The organism is Paraburkholderia aspalathi, from assembly GCF_905220735.1.
Classification (GTDB): Bacteria; Pseudomonadota; Gammaproteobacteria; order Burkholderiales; family Burkholderiaceae; genus Paraburkholderia; species Paraburkholderia aspalathi.
In genome coordinates, this window is the sequence record NZ_CAJNBA010000001.1 from 549,486 (window position 1) to 571,294 (window position 21,809).

Annotated in this window: 19 protein-coding genes; 17 read left to right on the forward strand and 2 right to left on the reverse strand. The window is 61.5% G+C overall.

Annotation, left to right across the window (positions count from 1 at the left end; translation table 11 throughout):
- The first annotated feature begins 34 nt into the window (after positions 1-34).
- The 4 genes from KHO30_RS02350 to KHO30_RS02365 all read left to right on the forward strand — a co-directional run bounded on the left by KHO30_RS02350 (position 35) and on the right by KHO30_RS02365 (position 6,006).
- Complete coding sequence (locus KHO30_RS02350) at positions 35-2,842, forward strand: MGH1-like glycoside hydrolase domain-containing protein (RefSeq protein WP_211699906.1); 2,808 nt, start codon at positions 35-37, stop codon at positions 2,840-2,842.
- 18 nt (positions 2,843-2,860) lie between these two features.
- Positions 2,861-4,462, forward strand: coding sequence for a glucose-6-phosphate dehydrogenase (zwf, locus tag KHO30_RS02355; RefSeq protein WP_211699908.1), 1,602 nt, complete (start codon positions 2,861-2,863; stop codon positions 4,460-4,462).
- A gap of 35 nt (positions 4,463-4,497) precedes the next feature.
- Positions 4,498-5,298, forward strand: a complete 801-nt coding sequence (locus KHO30_RS02360) for an ROK family protein (RefSeq protein ID WP_211699910.1) — start codon at positions 4,498-4,500, stop codon at positions 5,296-5,298.
- Between the two features lie 141 nt (positions 5,299-5,439).
- The gene (locus KHO30_RS02365; RefSeq protein ID WP_200618695.1) at positions 5,440-6,006 is read left to right on the forward strand and encodes a YbhB/YbcL family Raf kinase inhibitor-like protein; all 567 of its coding nucleotides are present in this window, start codon (positions 5,440-5,442) and stop codon (positions 6,004-6,006) included.
- 58 nt (positions 6,007-6,064) lie between these two features.
- On the opposite strand, the gene KHO30_RS02370 is transcribed toward KHO30_RS02365, so the two are convergent.
- Entirely contained in the window at positions 6,065-7,060 is a 996-nt protein-coding gene (locus KHO30_RS02370; protein WP_211699912.1) for an aldo/keto reductase, read from the reverse strand.
- A gap of 591 nt (positions 7,061-7,651) precedes the next feature.
- On the opposite strand from KHO30_RS02370, the gene KHO30_RS02375 reads away from it, so the two are divergent.
- The 5 genes from KHO30_RS02375 to KHO30_RS02395 all read left to right on the forward strand — a co-directional run bounded on the left by KHO30_RS02375 (position 7,652) and on the right by KHO30_RS02395 (position 12,510).
- Positions 7,652-9,844: a TonB-dependent receptor gene (locus KHO30_RS02375; protein WP_211699914.1), complete on the forward strand. Its 2,193-nt coding sequence runs from the start codon at positions 7,652-7,654 to the stop codon at positions 9,842-9,844.
- A 77-nt stretch (positions 9,845-9,921) separates the two neighbouring features.
- A complete protein-coding gene (locus KHO30_RS02380) occupies positions 9,922-10,605 on the forward strand; it encodes a Fe2+-dependent dioxygenase (RefSeq protein ID WP_093634253.1) in 684 nt (227 codons plus the stop codon).
- Positions 10,602-11,324: a PepSY-associated TM helix domain-containing protein gene (locus KHO30_RS02385; RefSeq protein WP_200651512.1), complete on the forward strand. Its 723-nt coding sequence runs from the start codon at positions 10,602-10,604 to the stop codon at positions 11,322-11,324. The genes KHO30_RS02380 and KHO30_RS02385 overlap by 4 nt, the downstream gene beginning before the upstream one ends.
- 136 nt (positions 11,325-11,460) lie before the next feature.
- Positions 11,461-12,150 (forward strand): nitroreductase, encoded by a 690-nt coding sequence (locus KHO30_RS02390; protein WP_200651513.1) that lies wholly within the window; start codon positions 11,461-11,463, stop codon positions 12,148-12,150.
- 48 nt (positions 12,151-12,198) lie between these two features.
- Complete coding sequence (locus KHO30_RS02395) at positions 12,199-12,510, forward strand: high-potential iron-sulfur protein (protein WP_211700941.1); 312 nt, start codon at positions 12,199-12,201, stop codon at positions 12,508-12,510.
- 40 nt (positions 12,511-12,550) lie between these two features.
- Here the strand turns inward: KHO30_RS02395 and KHO30_RS02400 are convergent, their stop codons facing one another.
- Complete coding sequence (locus KHO30_RS02400; protein WP_211699917.1) at positions 12,551-12,901, reverse strand: DOPA 4,5-dioxygenase family protein; 351 nt, start codon at positions 12,899-12,901, stop codon at positions 12,551-12,553.
- Positions 12,902-13,370: 469 nt separating this feature from the next.
- On the opposite strand from KHO30_RS02400, the gene KHO30_RS02405 reads away from it, so the two are divergent.
- The 8 genes from KHO30_RS02405 (at position 13,371) to KHO30_RS02440 (ending at position 21,775) form a co-directional block, all read left to right on the forward strand.
- Positions 13,371-13,688, forward strand: a complete 318-nt coding sequence (locus KHO30_RS02405; protein WP_211699919.1) for a hypothetical protein — start codon at positions 13,371-13,373, stop codon at positions 13,686-13,688.
- Positions 13,689-13,869: 181 nt separating this feature from the next.
- Positions 13,870-14,343, forward strand: coding sequence for a hypothetical protein (locus tag KHO30_RS02410; RefSeq protein WP_211699921.1), 474 nt, complete (start codon positions 13,870-13,872; stop codon positions 14,341-14,343).
- Positions 14,344-14,487: 144 nt separating this feature from the next.
- Positions 14,488-14,853, forward strand: a complete 366-nt coding sequence (locus tag KHO30_RS02415) for a hypothetical protein (protein WP_211699923.1) — start codon at positions 14,488-14,490, stop codon at positions 14,851-14,853.
- Positions 14,854-14,945: 92 nt separating this feature from the next.
- The gene (locus tag KHO30_RS02420; RefSeq protein ID WP_211699924.1) at positions 14,946-16,241 is read left to right on the forward strand and encodes a TolC family protein; all 1,296 of its coding nucleotides are present in this window, start codon (positions 14,946-14,948) and stop codon (positions 16,239-16,241) included.
- A gap of 11 nt (positions 16,242-16,252) precedes the next feature.
- On the forward strand, positions 16,253-17,803 hold the full coding sequence (locus tag KHO30_RS02425) for an efflux RND transporter periplasmic adaptor subunit (protein ID WP_211699925.1): 1,551 nt from the start codon (positions 16,253-16,255) through the stop codon (positions 17,801-17,803).
- Positions 17,800-21,006 carry an efflux RND transporter permease subunit gene (locus KHO30_RS02430; protein WP_211699926.1) on the forward strand — a complete coding sequence of 1,069 codons (3,207 nt, stop codon included), beginning with the start codon at positions 17,800-17,802 and terminating at the stop codon, positions 21,004-21,006. Before KHO30_RS02425 ends, KHO30_RS02430 begins: the two co-directional genes overlap by 4 nt.
- A complete protein-coding gene (locus KHO30_RS02435) occupies positions 21,003-21,353 on the forward strand; it encodes a copper-binding protein (protein WP_211699927.1) in 351 nt (116 codons plus the stop codon). The genes KHO30_RS02430 and KHO30_RS02435 overlap by 4 nt, the downstream gene beginning before the upstream one ends.
- Before the next feature lie 140 nt (positions 21,354-21,493).
- Positions 21,494-21,775: a hypothetical protein gene (locus KHO30_RS02440; RefSeq protein ID WP_211699928.1), complete on the forward strand. Its 282-nt coding sequence runs from the start codon at positions 21,494-21,496 to the stop codon at positions 21,773-21,775.
- Positions 21,776-21,809: the final 34 nt, after the last annotated feature.

Sequence of the window (21,809 nt, forward strand, 5' to 3'; positions counted from 1 at the left end):
GTCCCACCGCCAGGCCCGACGCAAGGACGTAGTCATGCCACCGCTGCGCGCTGCCAATCTGCTCGACACGATCGAAGGTTCCCGCCTGCACTCCGCCGACTGTGCCCATTGGCAACGCTGGGGGCCGTATCTCAGCGAGCGTCAGTGGGGCACGGTCCGCGAGGATTACAGCGCGGACGGCACCGCCTGGGACTCTTTCCCTCACGACCACGCACGCAGCCGCGCTTACCGTTGGGGCGAAGACGGCATCGCCGGTTTCGGTGACGACAAACTCAGCTGGTGCGTGTCGCTCGCGCTGTGGAACCGCAAAGACCCGATCCTGAAGGAACGTCTGTTCGGCCTCACCAACGCACAGGGCAATCACGGCGAGGACGTGAAGGAGCTGTACTTCTACGTCGACGGCACGCCCACACATTCGTACATGCGGATGCTCTACAAGTACCCGCACGCCGCCTTTCCGTACGACGATCTCGTGCAGGAAAACGCGCGGCGTGATGGTGACATGCCGGAATACGAAATCCTCGACACCGGCGTGTTCGACGATTGCCGTTACTTCGACGTGCAGGTCGAATACGCGAAGCATGCACCCGACGACATCCTGATGCGCGTGACGATCGAGAATCGCGCGGATCAGGCAGCTTCGCTCGACGTGCTGCCGCAGATCTGGGCGCGCAATTCGTGGTCGTGGAAGGAGAACAAGGACAAGCCGTCGCTGGTCGCGGGCAAGGACCACAACGGTGAAGTCCATTTGATCGGCAAGCAGCATGGCCATGAGCCGATCGTCGTGACAGCGTGGTCGAAAGACGCGCCGCAGATGGCGTGGCTGTTCTGCGAAAACGACACCAACGTCAAGCGTCTGTTCAACATGGAGGGCGCCGGGCCGTTCAAGGACGGCCTCAACGACTACCTCGTCCACAGCGACGAACAGGCGGTCCGCCGCGACGCCGGCACCAAGGCGGGCGCGCACGCGTCGATTGAACTCGGGCCGCATGGCCGCGCCGTGGTGTATATGCGCTGGCGTCCGCAGTCGGCGCCGGACGACGCGCAACTCGATGCGGATGCAGTGTTCGCTCACCGCATCGCCGAGGCCGATGAATTCTATGGCGCGCTGCAACACGAGATCACCGATCCCGACGCGCGCCTCGTGCAGCGCCAGGCGCTCGCCGGCATGCTGTGGTCCAAGCAGTACTACCAGTACGACGTGCAGCGCTGGCTCGAAGGCGATCCGCTGCAACCCACGCCGCCTGCGTCGCGCAAAGGCGGCCGCAACGTGGACTGGCGGCATCTGTGCAACGCGGACATCGTGTCGATGCCCGACAAGTGGGAGTACCCGTGGTACGCGTCATGGGATCTGGCGTTTCATGCGGCCGCGTTCGCGCTGATCGATCCCGCGTTTGCCAAGCGTCAATTGTTGCTGCTGGTGAAAGACCGTTATCAGCATCCGAATGGTCAACTGCCGGCCTACGAGTGGGCGCTCGGCGACGCGAATCCGCCCGTGCATGCGTGGGCCGCGTGGCGCGTCTATGAAATCGACCGCGCGCTGACCGGCAAGGCGGATCGGGATTTTCTGGAACTCGTGTTTCACAAGCTTTTGCTGAACTTCACGTGGTGGGTGAACCGCAAGGACGCGGATGGCCGTAACGTTTTCCAGGGCGGCTTTCTCGGGTTGGACAACGTCGGTATCTTCGACCGCTCGTCGCCGCTGCCGACGGGTGGTCACATCGATCAGTCCGACGGCACTGCTTGGATGGCGGCATACGCGCTCGACCTGATGCGGATCGCGCTTGAACTCGCGTATGCGAACCACGTGTTCGTCGACATCGGCGTGAAGTTTTTCGAGCACTTCCTGTATATCGCCGAGGCCGTGAGTTGCGACGACGGTTGCGATACCGGTCTATGGGACAGCGAAGACGAATTCTTCTACGACAAATTGCGCCTGCCCGACGGCAGCAATATTCCGATGCGCCTGCGCTCGATCGTCGGCCTGATTCCGCTTTTCGCGGTGCACGTGCTTGAAGAGCGTTTGCATGGTCACTTGCCGGGTCTGCGCGAGCGGCTCGTCTGGTTCCTCGAGCATCGCCCCGATCTGGCGAAGCTGGTTTCGCGCTGGAACGAGCCTGGCAAGGGCAATGCGTTACTGCTCTCGCTTCTGCGCGGGCATCGGATGAAAGCGTTGCTGCGCCGGGCGCTCGACGAAAGCGAATTCCTCTCCGATCACGGCGTGCGGGCACTGTCGCGATTCCATCGCGACCATCCGTTCGAGTTCAATCACAACGGCACCAGCGTGACGGTCAAGTATCTGCCGGCCGAATCCGACACCCGCGTGTTCGGCGGCAATTCGAACTGGCGCGGACCGGTGTGGATGCCGGTGAACTATTTGCTGATTGAATCGCTCTACGAATTTCATCGCTACTACGGCGATGGCTTCCGCGTCGAATATCCAACCGGCTCAGGGCAGAAGTTTTCGCTCAGCGAAATCGGCGACGAACTGGCGCGCCGCGCGACCACTCTGTTCCTGAAGGACAAGAACGGCGAACGTCCGGTGATGGGTGCATATCCGCTATTGCAGGCTGACCCGCGGTCGCGCGATCTCGTGCTGTTCCATGAGTATTTCCACGGCGACAACGGACGCGGTGTGGGTGCTTCGCATCAAACCGGCTGGAGCGGCCTGGTGGCGCTGCTGCTGCAACCGAGGGCGATGGGCGCATCCGGCAATGTGCCGCTGGCGGGCGAGCCGGACCGCGCGCCGATACCGACGTCGACTTCGGCGCCGGCTCCCGCCTGCCCAACTGAGTCCGCGCCCGAACCTGCGCCCGCGCTGGTAACGGCGGTAACCAAGTAGCTTCCATAAGCGAATCCCATGTCGACTACTCCGAACACCCCAACTTCCGCCGCTCGTGAACCTAGTTGCAAAGTCAGCGCGGGTCCGCATGACGCGCCATCGTCGCCGGCCGGCAAACGGCCTGCGCCGCCTTGCACGCTGGTGATCTTCGGCGCGGGCGGTGACCTGACCAAACGCTTGCTGATGCCCGCGCTGTACAACCTCGCCGTGGACGGTCTGCTCGACGACGGCATGAAGATCATCGGCGCGAATCACGGCGAACGCGAGACGAGCGTATGGCGCGAAGATTTGCATAAGTCGCTGCAACAGTTCGCCGCCGACAAAGCCAGCACGTTCCACGCCGGGAAGCTCGACGACAAAGCGTGGGACTGGGTCGCGCAACGGCTCGAATACATGGCCGGTGAATTCGAAACCGACGACACGTTCGCGAAGCTCAAGCAAAAGCTCGATCAATCGCCGGGTGGCAATGTGATTTTTTACCTGGCGGTCACTGCGCGCTTCTTCAAACCGATCGTCGAGCATCTCGGCAAAGCGGGTTTGCTGAAAGAAGGTGAGGGCGATGCGGGCGGCTTCCGCCGCATCGTGATCGAGAAGCCATTCGGCACCGACCTCGCTTCGGCGCGCGATCTGAACGCGCACATTCTGTCGTACGCGGACGAGTCGCAGGTGTATCGCATCGATCACTTTCTCGGCAAGGACACCGTGCAAAGCATTCTCGCGGTGCGCTTTGCGAATGCGTTGTTCGAGCCGATCTGGCGGCGCGAATATATCGACAGCGTGCAGATCACCGCGGCCGAAACGATCGGCGTGGAGGGACGCGGCAAGTTTTACGAGCAGACCGGCGCGTTCCGCGACATGCTGCCGAACCACCTGTTCCAACTGCTCGGCATGGTCGCAATGGAACCGCCCAATTCGTTCGACGCCGAAGCCGTGCGCGACAAGAAGGCCGAAATCTCCGACGCGATCCAGCCGTTGACTGCTGACGACGTCGTCTTCGGTCAATACGAAAAGGGTCCGGCGGGCATCGGCTATCGCGAGGAACCGGACGTCGCACCGGACAGCACGACCGAAACCTACGCCGCCGCCCGCGTGTATGTGGAGAACTGGCGCTGGGCGGGTGTGCCGTTCTACCTGCGCACCGGTAAGCGGCTCGCCGCCCGCCGTACGGAGATCTCGGTGCAACTGAAGCCGGTGCCGTTCCGTCTGTTCCGCGATACGCCGGTCGACGCGCTGACGCCGAATGTGCTGACCTTGCGCATCGATCCCGCGCACGGCACGAGTTTCGATTTCAATGTGAAGACGCCAGGGCCGGTGATGCAGATCGGCGCGGTGCAGTCGTCGTTCGACTACGCGGACTTCTTCGCCGAACGGGCCAACGTCGGCTACGAGACTTTGCTGTACGACTGCATGCTGGGTGACGAGACGCTGTTCCAGCGCGCCGACAGCATCGAAACGAGCTGGTGCGCGGTGGACGACGTGCTGCACCCGAAGACCGGCGGCGCGATTCCGGTGCATGGTTATGCAGCCGGCAGCGAGGGGCCTGCTGAAGCGGACGCGCTGCTCGCACGCGACGGCCATGCATGGCGTCCTTTGAAGCAGGATGCAGTCGAAAAGAAGTAATTCCATGAGGCGCACCAACACAATCGGGGGACACCGTGGCCACACGTAAGACGAAAGTAAAAACCAGTACCGAGCGGATTCTGGCGATCGATGTCGGTGGCACGGGCTTGAAAGCCGCGATCATCGATGCGGACGGTAAGATGAAAACCGACCGTCTGCGTGTGCCGACGCCGCATCCGTGCACGCCGGATCAACTGGTGGATGCGCTGGTGAAGCTGGTCGAGCCGCTAGTCGAAAAAGAGCCGCCCACGCTGATGTCGATTGGCTTTCCGGGCGTGGTGCGCAACAACCGTATTCTGACGGCACCGCATTTTGGCGTTGAAGGCTGGCATGATATTCCGCTTGCGGATTCGCTGGCGCAGCGCCTCGGCGGTCTGCCGGTGCGCATGATCAACGACGCGGAGATGCAGGGCTTTGCCGCGATCGAAGGTCATGGGATCGAGCTCGTACTGACGCTTGGCACGGGCGCGGGCACGGCGCTGTTCCGCGATGGCGAGTTGATGCCTCACCTCGAGCTCGCGCATCATCCGGTCAGCAAGAAGGGGGTGGCGTACGACGAATACATCGGCGACGCGGCGCGCGAGAAGGCGGGAAACAAGCGCTGGAATCGCCGGGTCGAGAAGATAATCGGCATTCTCAATTCGCTGGTGAACTACGACAAGCTGTGGATCGGCGGCGGCAACGCGGCGCGGCTGACGTTCAAGTTGCCCGCGAACGTCGCGACCGTTTCGAACGATGCTGGGATCGAAGGCGGCGCGCGCTTGTGGCATCCGAAGTCACTGCGTGAGACGCGGCAGTTGCCGGAGGCGAATGAGCGGACGGGCCGGTTCAAGTGAGGCGCGATTTACGGATGAATTCGTAGCGCGTCGACGGAATAAAGCGACCGATCGATACGTTTGTCACCGGTGGCCGTGACACGCGTTTGTTGCGGCACGACCTTTTTCAGCTTAGCTAACTTATACCCGGGGAAGCCAACAATGATTCGAAGCCATACCGCTGGCGTTGCACGACGCCTGTTATTTGCCAGCATGTGCGCCGCGCTGACTTTTGCTGCAGTGAATGTCCGCGCGGCCGATGCATTTGCGTTGTCGTCGCCGGGTTTGGCCGACGGCGGCACGCTGGATTCGAGCCATGCGGCGAGCGCGAATAATTGCGGTGGCGGGAATGTGTCGCCGGCCTTGCAATGGCGGAACACGCCTGCCGGCACGAAGAGCTACGCCATTACTATCTTCGATCCGGACGGCGCGAAGGGCCTGGGCATTGTCCACTGGGTGATGTATGGCGTTGCGCCGTCGGCGACCGGGCTTGGTGCAGGCGTGACGCCGGCCGGTAGCGTGGCCGGCACGAACCGGACGGGGGGCCCTGGCTATTACGGACCCTGCCCGCCGGTTGGGGACATCCCGCATCACTATGTTGCGCAGGTTTATGCGCTTGATTTAGCGCCGGACGCATTGCCGGCAGGATTGACGCGCGACGCGTTGCTGGCGGCGATGAAGGACCATGTGCTCGCTGCGGCGAGTACGGTGCTTCGATACGGACGGTAAATTCTGTGCCTTCGATGGCGGCGGGCCGGCAACCGGCGCCGCCGTCAAAGGCATCCCACTACCTAGCCGCATCACCCCATCGATATTCGTGACTCACCTCATCAAGCTGTGTCTTAACCTGTGCATCGAGCACAAGCTCCGAAGTCGATAGCGTGTCGCTCAACTGCTCGGCGCTACTGGCGCCAATAATCGCGGACGTAATCAGCGGATTCGCCAGCACCCACGCAAGAGAAATCCGAGTCAAAGACTCGCCCGTCGGCGTAGCGATCGCCTTCAGTTTCTCGATCGTTTCGAACTCACGCTGATGCCAGTACCGCTCCTGATAGACGGCTCCCGCTTTCCCGACGGTTTCGGTGAATCGCCCGGATGTGGGCGCAGCATCCACCCGATGCTTACCAGTCAGCAAACCACCTGCCAGCGGGTTATAGGGAATCACGGCTAGTTGCTCTTCATCCGCCAAGGGCAACAATTCTCGCTCGATCTGCCGGAACAACAGGTTATAGCGGGGCTGCACCGATACAAATCGTGCCACGCGCAGCACATCGGCGCGACCCAGCGCCCGCGCCAGCCGATACGCCAGGAAATTCGACACGCCGATATACCGCGCCTTGCCGGATCGCACGATCGCGTCCAGTGCTTCGAGCGTCTCATCGAGCGGGGTGTTCGCGTCGTCGGAATGGAGCTGGTACAGGTCTACGTAGTCCGTGCCGAGCCGCCGCAGCGATGCATCGATCGCATCCAGCAGATGTTTGCGCGACGCGCCTTGATCCCACGCTGACGGTCCCATCTTGCCGACCGCCTTCGTCGCCAGAATGAAGCGGTCGCGTTTGCCCTTCAACCACCGTCCGACGATCTCCTCCGTGCGTCCAGCATTACTTTCGCCGGCGCCGAGCGGATAAACGTCGGCGGTATCGATGAAGTTCACGCCGGCGTCCGCCGCCGTGTCGAGAATCCGCCGCGAAACGTCTTCTTCAGTCTGCAGGCCAAAGGTCATCGTGCCGAGACACAGGCGCGAAACGGTCAGGCCGGTGCGGCCGAATTTGCGGTATTGCATGGTCAACTCCGAAGATGGACGGGACAGTTGCGGTATGCGGTGTTGTAAAAAGGATAAACGGTGTGGCGATTTCTCGTTTGGCCGGCGGCACACGCAAGCGCGGCGAAGCGTTAGCTTTTAGAAAGCTTTCTGGCCGGCTCGACTGATTTGCTTAAGTAACATGTGCTTTCATCGCCGAGCGATATCACCCGGGTTATTGACATCAGGTCTGATGAGTGTTGAGAGAAGTTGATGTATTTATCGAGGATATACACGTGTCCGAATATTCATCTAACAAATATTCGGAGCTGCCATCAGTCGGGCTGCTTGACATTACAAAGAAGTAATTTTTAGCTGGCCGCGAAACTTCGAAAATTACGTATTCCCTACGTTGGTAAAAATTAGAAACAATTCCATTACAGCAGGTAAGGTTCGCCGCGATTGATGCGTCTTTGTGCGTATGGAATGATATCGATTCTCATTTAACAACTAGCCAGCCATCCCGTCGTTCCTGCTCCAAGCAGGAGACCGGCAGCCAGCCAATTGCGGTTTTGTCATTGATTCCATGTCGAGCATGCGGATCGGGCAAGCGCACTTCCGACGGGATTTCCCATGTTCAATCACACGCCGCTTGCGACTGCGTTAGCGCTAGCTTTTGCCGTTCCATTTGCGACGCCCGTCGTCGCGCAGACCGCACCGCAAGCTGCGTCGCAGCCGTCGGCGCAAAACGCGCCGTCGCCCGCAGCGGCCGACAACGCGACCTTGCCGACCATCGGCGTCGCGGCGCAAGCTGAACAACAGGACTTCCAGGCAGAACGCTCGACGGTCGGCGCCAAGACGCCCACCGCATTGCGCGACATTCCGCAGACGGTGACGGTGATCAACAAGGCGGTGCTCGCCTCCCAAGGCGCCACGTCGTTCCAGGACGCGTTGCGCAATGCGCCGGGCGTGACGATCGGCGGGGCCGAAGGCGGCCAGATCGGCAATAACATTAACTTGCGCGGCTTCACCGCGCAGAACGACATCTATCTGGACGGCTTCCGCGACCGCAACCAGTACTATCGAGACACTTTCGACCTCGAAGAACTCGAAGTGCTGTACGGTCCGTCGTCGATGTTGTTCGGCCGTGGCTCGACGGGTGGCGTGATCAACCAGGTCAGCAAGAAGGCGAACCTGAAAGACTCGGCGGAAGTCACGGGCATGATCGGCACCGACGACCGCTATCGCAGCACCGTCGACGTGAACCATAAGCTGACGGACACCTCCGCGATTCGACTGAACGCATTCGGCCAAAGCCTCGGTTCGACGCGCGACGAGATGAAGAACAAGGACTACGGTATCGCGCCGGAAGTGCGCTTCGGCATCGGCACGCCGACTGAAGTCACGATCTCCGCACTGATCCAGCACAACTACGACATGCCTGACTACGGCGTGCAGGCGTTGAACGGCCGTCCGTCGCCGGTACCGAAGAACACGTTTTATGGCTTGACCACCGATCGCACGATTCAGGACGTGCAGACGTTCACCGCCGTGATCAAACACAAGTTCTCGGACCAGCTCACGCTGACCAACCAGACGCAGTTCTCGCACTCGATGACCGATGCGCGCGAAACTGCGCCGCAAGCTGTGTTGACGGGGCCGCTTGCGACCAGCACGGCGCTGACCAATGGCAATTTCACGACGCTGTCGCCTTCGCAACTGTTCATCAAGTTGCAAAGCCATGACCGTGTAATCGAAAACCACTCGCTGTACAACGACACTTCGCTTCAGTACAAATTCGACACTGGGCCGATCAAGCATGAGTTGATTGCCGGGGTCGACCTGGGTCACGACAGCTATTCGAATCAGGCCTACACGCGCAACAACTTGCCGGTTGTTTCGATGGTGAACCCGCCGTATCTGTCTTCGCCTGCCGGTGTGACCACCACGGTCGGCAACCGCGCCGATTCTGGTTCGAACGAAATTGGCGCGTACGTGAACGATACGGTGTCGCTCGGTCAGCACTGGAAGGTGATTGGCGGTTTGCGTTGGGATCGCTTCCAGGCGCAGATCCACAACACGATCAGCCTGCCGGGCTACGCGACGCAAACGAACTTCTTCACCAGCGTTCGCGCCGGCGTGATTTATCAGCCGACCGACTGGCAGTCGTACTACGTGTCGTACGGCACGTCGTTCGATCCATCTCTCGAAGCGCTGACGGTCACCAACCTGACGCAGAATCTCGCGCCGGAATCCACCAGGTCGTATGAAATCGGCGGCAAGTGGGATCTGCTGGGCGGCAATATTTCGGTGAACTCCGCGTTCTTCCGCGAGGAAATGACTAACGCCCGTACGCAAGTCTCACCGACCGAATACGAACTCGACGGCGACATCCGCGTCGACGGTTTCCAGGCCGGCGTGACGGGCCACATTACCGACAAGTGGCAAGTGTTCGGTGGCTACACCTACATGGACGCCATCGTCCTGAAGGCGCTCGACGGCACCCAGGGGCACACCCCGGCCAACACGCCGCGCAATACGCTGACGTTCTGGACCACCTACGCGATCACCCCGCACTGGGAAATCGGCGGCGGCCCGACTTACATGTCGCCGCGCTACGCGTCGAACACGAACTACGTGCAGGTGCCGGGCTACACGCGCTGGGATGCGACTGCCGCCTATCACGCGAAGAAATACGACGTTCGGCTGAATCTGCTGAACCTGACCAACAAGATGTACTACGACGCGCTCATCCAGTCGGACGGTGGCCGTTCGGTGCCGGGGATTGGACGCACGCTGCTGGCGACGTTCGACTACCGGTTCTGAAGCGTGCCTCATTGATACGGTAGGCTTGCCGTTCTCGCAAACGGCAGGCCGACGTAACGAGGCCAAGGAAACTCAAGATGTTGCTGCACATTCCGAATGTACTGAACGCCGAGCAGTTGCGCTTTGTGCGCGAGCGGCTCGATAGCGCCGGCGACGCATGGGTCGACGGCCGCGCAACCGCCGGTTATCAAGGTGCGCCGGTCAAACGCAATCAGCAGATCGCCGAGCATTCACCGATCGCGCGTGAACTCGGCGACGTGATTCTCGCGTCGATCGAGCGCAACCCGCTCTTCATTAGCGCGGCGCTGCCGAATCAGGTGTATCCGCCGCTCTTCAATCGCTACGAAGGCGGTATGGAATTCGGCAGCCATGTGGACGGTGCGGTGCGGGTGCTGCCCAACGGCGTGAAGCTGCGCACGGATGTGTCGGTGACGCTGTTCCTGTCCGAACCCGGCGAATACGACGGCGGCGAACTCGTTGTCGAAGACACTTACGGCGTGCAACAGGTCAAGCTGCCGGCGGGCGACATGATCGTCTATCCCGCCACCAGTCTGCATCAGGTCACGCCGGTCACGCGCGGTGCGCGCCTCGCCAGCTTCTTCTGGGTGCAAAGCCTCGTGCGCAGCGACACGCAGCGCGCTTTGCTATTCGATATGGACACGGCGATTCAACGTCTGAACGCCACGCATGCCGACGATGCCGCGCGCCGCAGCCTCGTCGGTTGCTATCACAACCTGTTGCGCACCTGGAGTGAAACGTGAGCGTACCCGAGGCTATTGAATTCCGACCGGCTGAGGCCATCGACGCTGAGGCGGTCGAACCGCAGCGGCTCGACCGCGACGAACTGAAGGCACGGCAGCAGCGTTCGCGCCGCGCCACCTTCGTTAAATGGCTGCGCAAAGTGCATGGCTGGATCGGGTTGTGGGGCGCTGCGCTGGGTTTGCTGTTCGGCACCACGGGTTTTCTGTTGAATCATCGTGGCGGGCCGCTCAAGGTGTCGACCGGCGAGCCGCAGGTGTCGGTCGTGCAGGTGCCGTTGCCGCAACCGGCGCCGGAAACGCCGCGCGAACTCGGCAAGTGGCTCAAGCAGGAACTGAAACTGGCCGGTACCCCGGGACGCGCGCAGAAAGAGCCCGCACATCCGGTTGCGTGGGGCGATCGCAGCGTGCTTCAGCCCGAGCACTGGCAGCTCACCTTTTCGTCGCCGCACGAAAACACCGCCGCGGAGTATTGGGTCGGCAATGGCTATGTGACGGTCAAGCGCAGTGAAAACTCGTTTCTCGCGACGCTCACGAATCTGCACAAGGGCGTCGGCTTGAGCGTCGGCTGGGTGCTGCTGATCGATACGCTGGCGGGCAGCATCATTTTGCTGTCGCTCACCGGCGTCCTGCTTTGGACGGAATTGAACAAACGCAAAACCGTCGGCGCGGTGTTGGTGATCGGGTCGATCGTTGCAGCCGTGTGTATGGGGCTTCTTTAGCCGACTCTGAGGGCGCAGCGTCGCAGCAGTGACGCGCCCGCCCGGAACCCTGCACGCCTGCCAGCGGAAAAGTGGGCGCTCGCGCTAGAATCGTCGCAGACCGCCAAAAACCGTTGGCCCTGCCGGATTTCTGCCGATGACCACGTCCCCCAATCAGGTCGACGCCGCATTGATATCGCGGCGGTCGATCCGCGCCTTTCTGCCCACGCCGGTTGCGCGCGCCGATATCGAGGCGATTCTCGAAGCGGCCAGCCGCGCTCCCTCGGGCACCAATACTCAGCCGTGGAAAGTCTATGTGGTGACGGGCGAGTCGCTCGCGCGCCTGTCGGAGACTCTGGTCGCCGCCTATGACAACCCTCAGCGCGATGCGCTGTATCAGGAAGAGTATCGCTACTATCCGCACCAATGGGTGTCGCCCTACATCGACCGCCGCCGCAAGATCGGCTGGGATCTGTACGGCCTGCTAGGCATCGAGAAGGGCGACAAGACGCGCATGCATGAACAGCATGCGCAGAACTTCCGGTTCTTCGGCGCGCCGGTTGGCCTGTTCTTCACGATCGAGCGGGTGATGGAGCTCGGCAGCTGGCTCGACTACGGCATGTTCCTGCAAGCGATCATGACGGCGGCGCGCGGCCGCGGCCTCGATACCTGTCCGCAGGCGGCTTTTACGCAGTTTCACCGGCTGATTGCCGAGCATCTCGGCCTGCCGGCCGAAGAGCAACTGGTATGCGGCATGTCGCTCGGTTTCGCCGACGAAAACGCGCTGGTCAATACGTTACGCACGGATCGCGAACCGGTTGAACGGTTCACGCGATTTCTCGATTGAACCCGATCCACGGGCATCCCCACTTTCCAATCTTCCCCCCGGACCATGATGAAAACCTCACGCCGCCATTTTCTGATGCTGAGTGTGGGCGTGAGCTCATCGCTCATGCTGTCCCGCGTCGCGTTCGCCGACACCGCGAACGCACTGAGCGAAGCCGATCCGAAGGCGCAGGCCGTCGGTTATAAAGAGGACGCGGCAAAGGTCGACAAGGCGAAGTTCCCCAGCTACACCGCCGGGCAAACCTGCGCCAACTGCTCGCTATTCCAGGGTAAGCCTACCGATTCCTACGGTGGCTGCACGCTGTTCGGCGACAAGCAGGTCGCCGCGCGTGGATGGTGCAACTCATACTCGAACATGTGACCGGGCTAGCGGCCGTGCGCCGCTGCGGATGCCTTGGCGCCTAGTTGAAAGCGCTCAGTACGAGCTCATGCGAACGGCCGATCCACAGCGCCGCGTCGCGGTGGTCGCGCAAGGCGTCGCCGGTATTCGGGTGCAGAAAGATATCGAGTGCGCCGTGATTCAGCGTGAGCCAGCCGACGAGCTCGGCGAACTGCTCCTGCGCGAATGCGAGCTGATACGACCACATCGGGTGCGGTCCGACCGGGCGTTCGTGAAAGCGGCCCATTTGCAGTCTGCCGTTCCAATGAGCTTCGATTTGCTCGCGAAAGGTCCACGCGGCGTCGCGGCTACCTGAATCGAAGTAAACGTGGGCGTGCCAGCTCTCGATGGCCGAGGTATCGCGAAAGGTCATGGCGGGTTTCGTTCCGTCTTTGTCAGACGGTCATTCTGCTCGAATTTGCGCAGACGCGTGCGGCGCGCGCCGCATCAGAAACTCCATTTCCTCTTCGGCAACGATTTCGAAGCCTAGGCGTTCGTACAGGCCGCGCGCTTGTGTTTCGGGCGCTTACGCTCACGGCTCAAGTCTGAAGAAACCTTCACACCGCGGCGATTCGGCAAACTGGCCTGCCAATTCCCCTCGTTTCGCGCAATTGCATTTTCGTGTGTTCACATAAACTGTTTTCCATGGAGCGACAAGTCACCGAGCCCATCGACGCGGTCTTCCCCCGCGTTGTTTTGAACCGTACCGTTGATGGCAGTTTGCCGCGTTTGACCGACGTGGCAGGGCAGTAAAGCAGTAGGAAGTCGAAGCAATGCAAATAGTGCGCAATCGCAGCAGTCACGCGCACGGCTCAGCAGGGGGTTGCAGCGAGGCGATGTTGATGGCGAGGGACCGAGCTGTAACGCAACACCGCTATACCGCAGTAAAGCGACACGGCAACACCGCAGTAAAGCAGTACCGCAATAACGTAGTAGCAGTTCTGGTAGCAACAGCTTTGGTAGTTTGTGATGGTTATAAAAGTCGGCAAGCATCCACGCGCCTGTACGACTCTTCCATCCTGTCCGGCCCTGTTCCCTCGCGGGAACAGGGCTTTTTTTTCGTCGATGCGGCCGATGTGACTTGTATTTATTCGATCCGAACCTATATGGCAGCGTTGCATTTCCGGCCAGCCGTAGCGGAAAATCTGCTCGCGCGGTGAGACGCCGAGCACATTCGAGACTTTGAGTTGTTTAAGTCTGTCTTAATAGTTGCTTGCCATGATGGCTGCACAGACTCACATTAAGGGCCTGTCAAGCCGCCGGCGCATCGGCGGCGTTTGCCACCGGAGAGCACAGCATTCGGTGGCAAAGCCGAGAGTTAGCGAAGGAGGTTGAATCGATATGTCCAGTAAATCGCGAGTCCGCAAGCACACCCAGCCGGCCATGTCCCCGCTGCTGCGCGCGCTGACCTATAGCCGCACCGCCCACGAGCCGGTCACCGAGGCGATGCTCCTGCAGTGCTACACCGCCCTCGATGCATTCCGGCGTGGTCGCGGCACGCGGGATTTACACCTGACCTTGAGCCGGCATCTGCTGGTGTCGCAAGAATTAGCGCGTCTTGGTCTCGGCGAAGACGTCATTGCCGATATCGAAAGCGCGCATGCGGCGATGGTGCAGCTCGACGCGAGTGAGCATCAAGACGGCGCCTGGATGCTCGAAGACAGCGAATACGCCCGTCTTTGCACCGCGCTGGCGATTCTGGATGGGCAACTGTCGATCGCATCGTTGAGCGAGATCGCGAACGCGGAAGCGAAGATGATCGAGGGGCTGATGAGATCGGCCCATACGCAAGCGATTGTCGAAGCGACCGTCTAAGCACCGTCCCGCTCCGCCGCAAGCAAGCTAACGCCCAAACGAAAAAACGCCCCGCATAGGGCGTTTTTTCGCATCAACGCTGATCCTGCTGTTGATAGCCAATCCGATGCACCCGGTTAAATTACTGCGGCTATAATCTCCGGCATGAAATTTCTGCGGACGTTGCTCCTCTTGTTGCTATGCGCTGCGCTGCCCATTAGTGGGCTGGCGGCTAGCGGCTTGACGGGAGAATGTCCAATGCAGATGAGCACGAGTGCCGACGAGAGCGATGCGATGTCGGCTGACATGCCCGGCTGCGAGTCCATGCAATCATCATCGCAGCCCGAAAAAGCCAAGGGCTTTTTCTGCAAGGTAATGGCTCAATGCCAGATCGGCAGTCTGTATCACCCGGTCTCTCCGACCGGTATAACCCGGCCTGCCGGGTTGTCGAGCACCGTTGTTTTCCACTACGCGCAATCACTGCCGGTCCGTGAGCCGACCGGACCGTGGCGACCTCCTCGCGCCATCTAATCCCTTGCTGACAGGTTCACCGCATTTGCGGTGAGGTCGTCCTGCGTCCAGGACGTGGACTCCGTTTGGGAGTTCGCCGTTGGGGTTAGAACATGCCATTCATTTTTCGCACGCCGTTAGCCCGGCGTGCACCACTGCGCGCGCGTTCGCTTTTCGCCGCGCTGATTCTCGCGAGCGGCGCGGCACACGCTCAGCAAGCAAGCTACACGCTCGATGCGGCGCTTCAGGCCGCGACCGACCGCTCTTCCGCCATGGGAGCCGCACAGGCCTCCGTGCGCGCCAGCTCCGATGCTGCGGTTCGGGCCGGGCAGTTGCCCGACCCGCTACTCAAAGCGGGTATCGACAACCTGCCGGTGAACGGATCGCAACGGTTCACCATCGGTCAGGACTTCATGACGATGCGCCGTATCGGCATCGAGCAGGAATGGGTATCAGGTGACAAACGCCGCCTGCTCTCCGCGCGGGCGAACGATGTGGTGGACCGCGAGCGAGCCGGCTATCTGCTACAGCTCGTGAACACACGGCAACAAACCGCGTCTGCGTGGTTGAGCGCTATCTACGCAAAGCAGGCGCTCGCGTTGCAGCAGGAGCTGGTGCGTCATATGGGTCACGAACTGGACGCGACGAAAGCGTCTTACCGGGGAGCCAAGGCAAGCGCAGCCGACGTCGTGCAAGCGCAGGCGATGCTCGCGCAGACGCAGGATCAGCTGCTCAAGGCACAACAGGCGTTTCAAACCGCACTGATCGGACTGTCCCGCTGGACTGCTACGCCTGTTCTCGATGTGAGCGGTGATCCGCCCGCACCGCAATCGTATGTGTCGTCTCTGCCGCCCGACGAGCTTCGCGACGTTCAGCCGGTGCTGGTGGCCGCTTCGCGGGACATTGCCGTCGCCGATGCCGATACGGCTGTCGCCAACAGCGACCGCAGTCCCAACTGGACGTGGGAAGTCTCTTATCAGCAGCGTGGCGGGCAGTACTCGAACATGGTTTCGGTCGGCGTCAGCATTCCGCTGCCGATCAATCGCAAGAATCGCCAGAACCGCGACGCCGACGAGAAGGCCGAACTCGGCACCAAGGCGCGGCTGATGTACGAAGACGCGCAGCGGCAAGTCGAAGCGGATATCCGCACGCAGTCGGCGACGCTTGCCAGCGGCCGCGAGCGCATCGTCCATCTCACCGACTCCCTGCTGCCCGCTGCAGACCGGCGCGTCCAGCTCGCTGCCGCTGCCTATCGGGCGGGTAGCGGGTCGCTTGCGGACGCGTTTGCTGCCCGACGTGCATTGCTCGACGCCCAGCTACAGGTGCTCGACCTTCGGCGCGAGGTGTCCCAGACATGGGCCCAGCTCGAATACCAGGTCGTGCCCGCGTCGATGTCCATCAGCCAGTGAAGGAGAACACCATGCAAAAGAAACAACTGGCACGCGCGGTTCTCATTGCGTTCGCCGCCGCCGCTTTGTTGGGCGCAGGCTACGTGGCCGGCGCACGTCATTCCACGCAGGCGGATTCGGCTTCTGCCGCCACGATGCCCGCCGCGACATCTGCGGCAGGCGACAAGATCGACCCGAAGACGGGCCACAAGGTCCTGTACTGGCACGATCCGATGGTGCCGAATCAGCATTTCGACAAACCGGGCAAGTCGCCTTTCATGGACATGCAGCTCGAACCGGTCTTCGCCGATGATGCGGGCACGAGTGGCGTCAAGATCGATCCAGGCTTGCAGCAGAACCTCGGCATCCGCTACGCAACGGCACGACGGCAAGAGGTGACCGAAGGCTTCGATGCCGTCGGGACCACGCAATTCGACGAATCGCGCGCCGACGTGGTGCAGTCGCGCGTCACGGGCTACATCGACCACTTGTACACGGACGCACCGATGCAACGGATAGCGAAGGGCGCGCCGATCGCGTCGCTCTTCGTGCCGGACTGGCTGGCGCCGCAGGAAGAATACCTCGCGCTCAAACGCAGTGGTATGGACAGCAGCATGCTCGACGCGGCTCGCGCGCGCATGCGGGCGATGTCGATCCCTGACGGCGTCGTTGCGAATCTCGACCGGAGCGGAAAGGCGCAGACGCATGTCGTGCTGACCTCGCCGGAAACGGGCGTGGTCAGCGAGCTTAACGTTCGCGATGGCGCGATGGTGACGCCCGGGCAGACGCTCGCCAAGATCGCCGGGCTTTCGACGTTGTGGCTCATCGTCGAAATACCGGAATCCCTTGCGCTAATCGTGCAGCCTGGGATGACCGTGGACGCGGCATTCGCGGGCGATCCCACTCAGCACTTCAAAGGGCAGATCCGCGAAATCCTGCCGGGCATCAGCACGGGCAGCCGCACGCTGCAGGCGCGTCTTGAGATCGACAACGCAGCGTTCAAGCTGACGCCGGGCATGTTGATGCGCGTGCGGGTCGGCGCGCGGAAACCGGCCTCGCGTCTGCTTGTTCCGTCCGAAGCGGTCATCACGACCGGCAAGCGCACCGTGGTTATCGTCAGGAACGGCGATGGCCGTTTGCAGCCGGTGAATGTCACCGTCGGCAAAGATGCAGGCGACGAAACCGAAGTGTTGCGCGGTTTGAACGATGGCGATCAGGTTGTGGCGTCCGGCCAGTTTCTGATCGATTCGGAAGCCAGCCTCAAATCAGTTCTTCCTCGCCTCGCGGGGAGCGCCAACGCAGGCCCGAGCGCACTCGCGCCAGCACCCGCATCCGCTGCGACCGGTGCATCCCAAACGTACGAGACCACCGGCAGGGTCGAAAAGGTGACTGCTGAAGACATCACGTTCTCCCACCAGCCGGTCCCGGCTTTGGGCTGGGGCAAGATGACAATGGCATTCGGCAAACCATCGCCCACGGCCTTTCCTGACGCAAAACCCGGTGACGTAGTGCACTTCGCATTCCGGCAGACGGACAGCGGTTACCAGTTGACGACAGTCGAACCGGTAGGAGGCGCCAAATGATCGCGCGTCTTATCAGATGGTCGATTTACAACCGCTTTCTGGTGCTGCTTGCCACCGTGCTCGTCACGGCATGGGGCGTCTACTCGGTAATGCAGACGCCGCTCGACGCGCTGCCCGACTTGTCCGATACGCAGGTCATCATCAAGGCGTCGTATCCGGGCAAGGCGCCGCAGGTCGTCGAGGACCAGGTCACCTATCCCCTCACCACGACGCTGCTGGGCGTACCGGGCGCCAAAACCATTCGCGCGTATTCGTCATTCGGCGATGCGTTCGTCTACGTCCTGTTCGACGACAAAACCGATCAGTATTGGGCCCGTTCCCGTGTACTCGAGTATCTGAATCAGGTGCAAAGCAGGCTGCCTCCTGGCGCGACGGTATCGCTCGGACCGGATGCGACCGGTGTCGGCTGGGTCTACGAATATGCACTCGTCGACCGGAGCGGACAGCACGATCTGGGACAGCTTCGCGCCCTGAACGACTGGTTCCTCAAATTCGAACTGAAGTCGGTACCGGATGTGTCCGAGGTCGCGAGCATCGGCGGCATGGTGCGTCAATATCAGGTCGTTCTCGACCCGGACAAACTGCGCGCTTACGGCATTACACAGGCGATGGTCGCCGACGCGTTAGGCAAGGCGAATCAGGAATCGGGCGGATCAGTCGTCGAGATGGCCGAGTCCGAATACATGGTGCGCTCGTCCGGCTACCTGCGCACGCTCGATGACTTTCGCAACGTCGTCCTGCGTACGAACGAAGCCGGTACGCCCGTGCTGCTGGGTGATGTCGCGCGTATTCAGATCGGACCCGAAATGCGGCGCGGTATCGCTGAGCTGAACGGTCAGGGCGAAGTGGCGGGCGGTGTCATCGTGATGCGTTCCGGCAAGAACGCGTTGACGACGATCGATGCGGTGAAGGCAAAGCTCGCCGGGCTGAAGCGTTCGCTGCCCGCGGGCGTGGAAGTCGTGACGACGTACGACCGCTCACAGCTGATCGAACGCGCGGTAGATAACCTGAAGGACAAGCTCGTCGAGGAATTCATCATCGTCGGGCTCGTTTGCGCGGTCTTTCTGTTCCATCTGCGCAGTGCGTTTGTCGCGATCCTGTCCTTGCCCCTGGGCGTGCTGGCCGCCTTTATCGTGATGCGGTATCAAGGCGTCAACGCGAATCTGATGTCGTTGGGCGGCATTGCGATTGCCATCGGCGCGATGATCGACGCGGCCATCGTGATGATCGAGAACGCGCACAAACATCTCGAAGCGTACGAGCACGCGCATCCCGGTAAGGCGATCAGTTCGGCTGAACGTTGGGAACTCATCGCGACGTCGGCCGCGGAGGTCGGGCCGGCGCTGTTTTTCTCGTTGCTCGTCATCACGTTGTCGTTCATTCCGGTGTTTTCGCTCGAAGGCCAGGAAGGCAAGCTGTTTTCTCCGCTTGCCTTCACGAAGACCTACACGATCGCAGCGGCGGCTGGGCTATCGGTGACGTTGGTGCCTGTGTTGATGGGTTTACTGATCCGCGGCCGCATCCCGCACGAGAACGCGAACCCGATCAACCGCGTGCTGATCCGGCTCTATCGCCCGGTGCTGGAGGCGACGTTGCGTCGTCCGTGGGTCGCGATCGGTCTGGCGGTGGTTGCGCTCGCAGCGTCGGCGATTCCGCTTTCGCGGCTCGGCGGCGAATTCATGCCGCCGCTCGACGAAGGCGATCTGCTGTATATGCCGACAGCACTGCCGGGCATCTCGGCGGAGAAAGCGAGTGAACTGCTGCAGCAGACCGACCGGCTCATCAAGACCGTCCCGGAGGTGCAGACCGTGTTCGGCAAGTCCGGCCGTGCTGATTCGGCGACCGACCCCGCGCCGCTCGAAATGTTCGAGACCACGATTCAGTTCAGGCCACGCAGCGAGTGGCGGCCGGGCATGACGCCGGAGAAGCTGGTCGACGAACTGGACCGCACCGTCAAAGTGCCGGGGCTCTCGAACGTGTGGGTTCCGCCTATCCGCAATCGCTTGGACATGCTGTCGACGGGTATCAAGACGCCGGTCGGCGTCAAGATTTCGGGCCCCGACCTCGGGCAAATCGACAAGGTCGCAACGCAGATCGAAGCAGCGGTCAAGACCGTGCCCGGTGTGACGTCCGCACTCGCCGAGCGCCTGAACGGCGGCCGATACATCGACGTCGATATCGACCGGCTGGCAGCGGCACGTTACGGCCTCGCGGTGGCCGATATCCAGTCGATCGTATCTACCGCAGTCGGCGGCGAGAACGTCGGCGAGGTCATTGCCGGCCGGGAGCGCTTTCCGATCAACGTCCGCTATCCACGCGAGATCCGCGATTCGCTCGAGAAGCTGCGCGAGCTGCCAGTCGTGACCGAGCGTGGCGCGCAAATCCAGCTAGCTGACGTGGCGCACATCACGATTGCCGATGGCCCGCCGATGATTCGCAGTGAGAACGCGCGGCTCGCCGGTTACGTGTACGTCGATATCCGCGATACGGACCTGCATTCGGCCGTGCAGGCCATGCAGCGCGCGGTCGCAGAGAAAGTAACGCTGCCCGCGGGCTATTCGATTGCGTGGTCTGGTCAGTTCGAATATCTGGAGCGAGCAGCGGCGAAGTTGCGCACGGTGATTCCCGTGACGCTGGTGGTCATTTTCGTGCTGCTTTTTCTGACGTTCAACTCTGTGGGTGACGCGTTGCTATTGATGTCGACGGTGCCCTTCGCGCTGGTCGGCGGCTTCTGGTTTATCTGGATGCTGGGGCATGCCGTATCTGTCGCGACCGCCGTGGGATTTATTGCGCTCGCTGGCGTGGCCGCGGAGTTCGGTGTCGTGATGCTGCTTTACCTGAAGGGTGCGTTGAATCGCAGACTCGACGCAGGCGAACCGCTGACCGAAACGCTGCTTCTCGATGCGATTCGAGAGGGGGCCGTGCAGCGTGTGCGTCCCAAGGCGATGACGGTCGCGGTCGTGCTTGCCGGTCTCATACCCATCATGGTCGGGCATGGCGCCGGCTCCGAAGTCATGCAGCGCATCGCCGCGCCGATGGTGGGCGGGATGATCACGGCGCCCATCCTTTCGATGTTGGTTATTCCCGCAGCGTGGTTCCTGCTGCAACGCCGCCGCGCGAAGCGTCTGCCCGACGTGCGGCTTTCTCATGCAGTACCTTCCGGCACAACCGTGCCAACTACTCAAACTGGAGAACTTCAATGAAGAAATGGATTGTTGCGTTTGCTGCTTTCGGCGCCATTGCCGCCGCCCCCGCGTTTGCGGGCGACGATATGGCAGGGATGAACATGTCCATGAAGCCGACGGCTTCAAAGGACTCGCCGAATGCGGCCCTCACGGACGCGGTGGTGAGAAAGGTGGACCCGGCCTCCGGCATGGTCACGCTGAAACACGGCGCGCTGCAGAACGTTGGGATGCCGGCCATGACCATGGCCTTCAAGGCGAAGGACGCCGCGATGATCAAGCAGATTCACGAAGGCGACAAGGTGAGGGTCCGCATTGAAGACGTCGACGGCACGATGACCATCGTGAAGCTGGAAAAAGCGTCGTGACGCGTAGTTGATGCAAACTCGCGGGCTTGTTGCTTGGGCCTGCGAGTTTGCAAGACTACGGCTGGGTCGATGGCCTATTGAAGTCCTGCGCTAAACTCTCAGAACGCCCGGTGACGGCGACCCACAAGGAGACAGGTGTCATGGAACGCTCTGAATTCCTCGCAGTCACGCGGCAACTGGCAGCCGCAGCCGAGCTTCTGGCCAAGGTCGGTCCAGAGGAGTGGCGACTCGACGCGTTCCAGATGCTCGCGTTCTTTCGCCGCTACGACCAGCCGGGTGCCGGTTCGAATGCAGTCGTAACGTCCAACGACGAACTGTTTGCGAGCACCGGCCACGCCGCACTGACGATGGCGGGACGCAACGAGTTTGCTGCGTCCCACGCACTTCTCGAGCAAGCCCGGTCGCTGTTGCCAACTACGTGAAAGCCGCTGCGATGGGCCGGCGTTTCTCGTTTGT

Coding starts and splice junctions, on each gene's coding strand:
- KHO30_RS02350 (WP_211699906.1), top strand. CDS start 35: ATGCCACCGCTGCGCGCTGCCAATCTGCTCGACACGATCGAAGGTTCC.
- zwf (WP_211699908.1), top strand. CDS start 2,861: ATGTCGACTACTCCGAACACCCCAACTTCCGCCGCTCGTGAACCTAGT.
- KHO30_RS02365 (WP_200618695.1), top strand. CDS start 5,440: ATGATTCGAAGCCATACCGCTGGCGTTGCACGACGCCTGTTATTTGCC.
- KHO30_RS02370 (WP_211699912.1), bottom strand. CDS start 7,060: ATGCAATACCGCAAATTCGGCCGCACCGGCCTGACCGTTTCGCGCCTG.
- KHO30_RS02375 (WP_211699914.1), top strand. CDS start 7,652: ATGTTCAATCACACGCCGCTTGCGACTGCGTTAGCGCTAGCTTTTGCC.
- KHO30_RS02380 (WP_093634253.1), top strand. CDS start 9,922: ATGTTGCTGCACATTCCGAATGTACTGAACGCCGAGCAGTTGCGCTTT.
- KHO30_RS02390 (WP_200651513.1), top strand. CDS start 11,461: ATGACCACGTCCCCCAATCAGGTCGACGCCGCATTGATATCGCGGCGG.
- KHO30_RS02395 (WP_211700941.1), top strand. CDS start 12,199: ATGAAAACCTCACGCCGCCATTTTCTGATGCTGAGTGTGGGCGTGAGC.
- KHO30_RS02400 (WP_211699917.1), bottom strand. CDS start 12,901: ATGACCTTTCGCGATACCTCGGCCATCGAGAGCTGGCACGCCCACGTT.
- KHO30_RS02405 (WP_211699919.1), top strand. CDS start 13,371: ATGGCGAGGGACCGAGCTGTAACGCAACACCGCTATACCGCAGTAAAG.
- KHO30_RS02410 (WP_211699921.1), top strand. CDS start 13,870: ATGTCCAGTAAATCGCGAGTCCGCAAGCACACCCAGCCGGCCATGTCC.
- KHO30_RS02415 (WP_211699923.1), top strand. CDS start 14,488: ATGAAATTTCTGCGGACGTTGCTCCTCTTGTTGCTATGCGCTGCGCTG.
- KHO30_RS02420 (WP_211699924.1), top strand. CDS start 14,946: ATGCCATTCATTTTTCGCACGCCGTTAGCCCGGCGTGCACCACTGCGC.
- KHO30_RS02425 (WP_211699925.1), top strand. CDS start 16,253: ATGCAAAAGAAACAACTGGCACGCGCGGTTCTCATTGCGTTCGCCGCC.
- KHO30_RS02430 (WP_211699926.1), top strand. CDS start 17,800: ATGATCGCGCGTCTTATCAGATGGTCGATTTACAACCGCTTTCTGGTG.
- KHO30_RS02435 (WP_211699927.1), top strand. CDS start 21,003: ATGAAGAAATGGATTGTTGCGTTTGCTGCTTTCGGCGCCATTGCCGCC.
- KHO30_RS02440 (WP_211699928.1), top strand. CDS start 21,494: ATGGAACGCTCTGAATTCCTCGCAGTCACGCGGCAACTGGCAGCCGCA.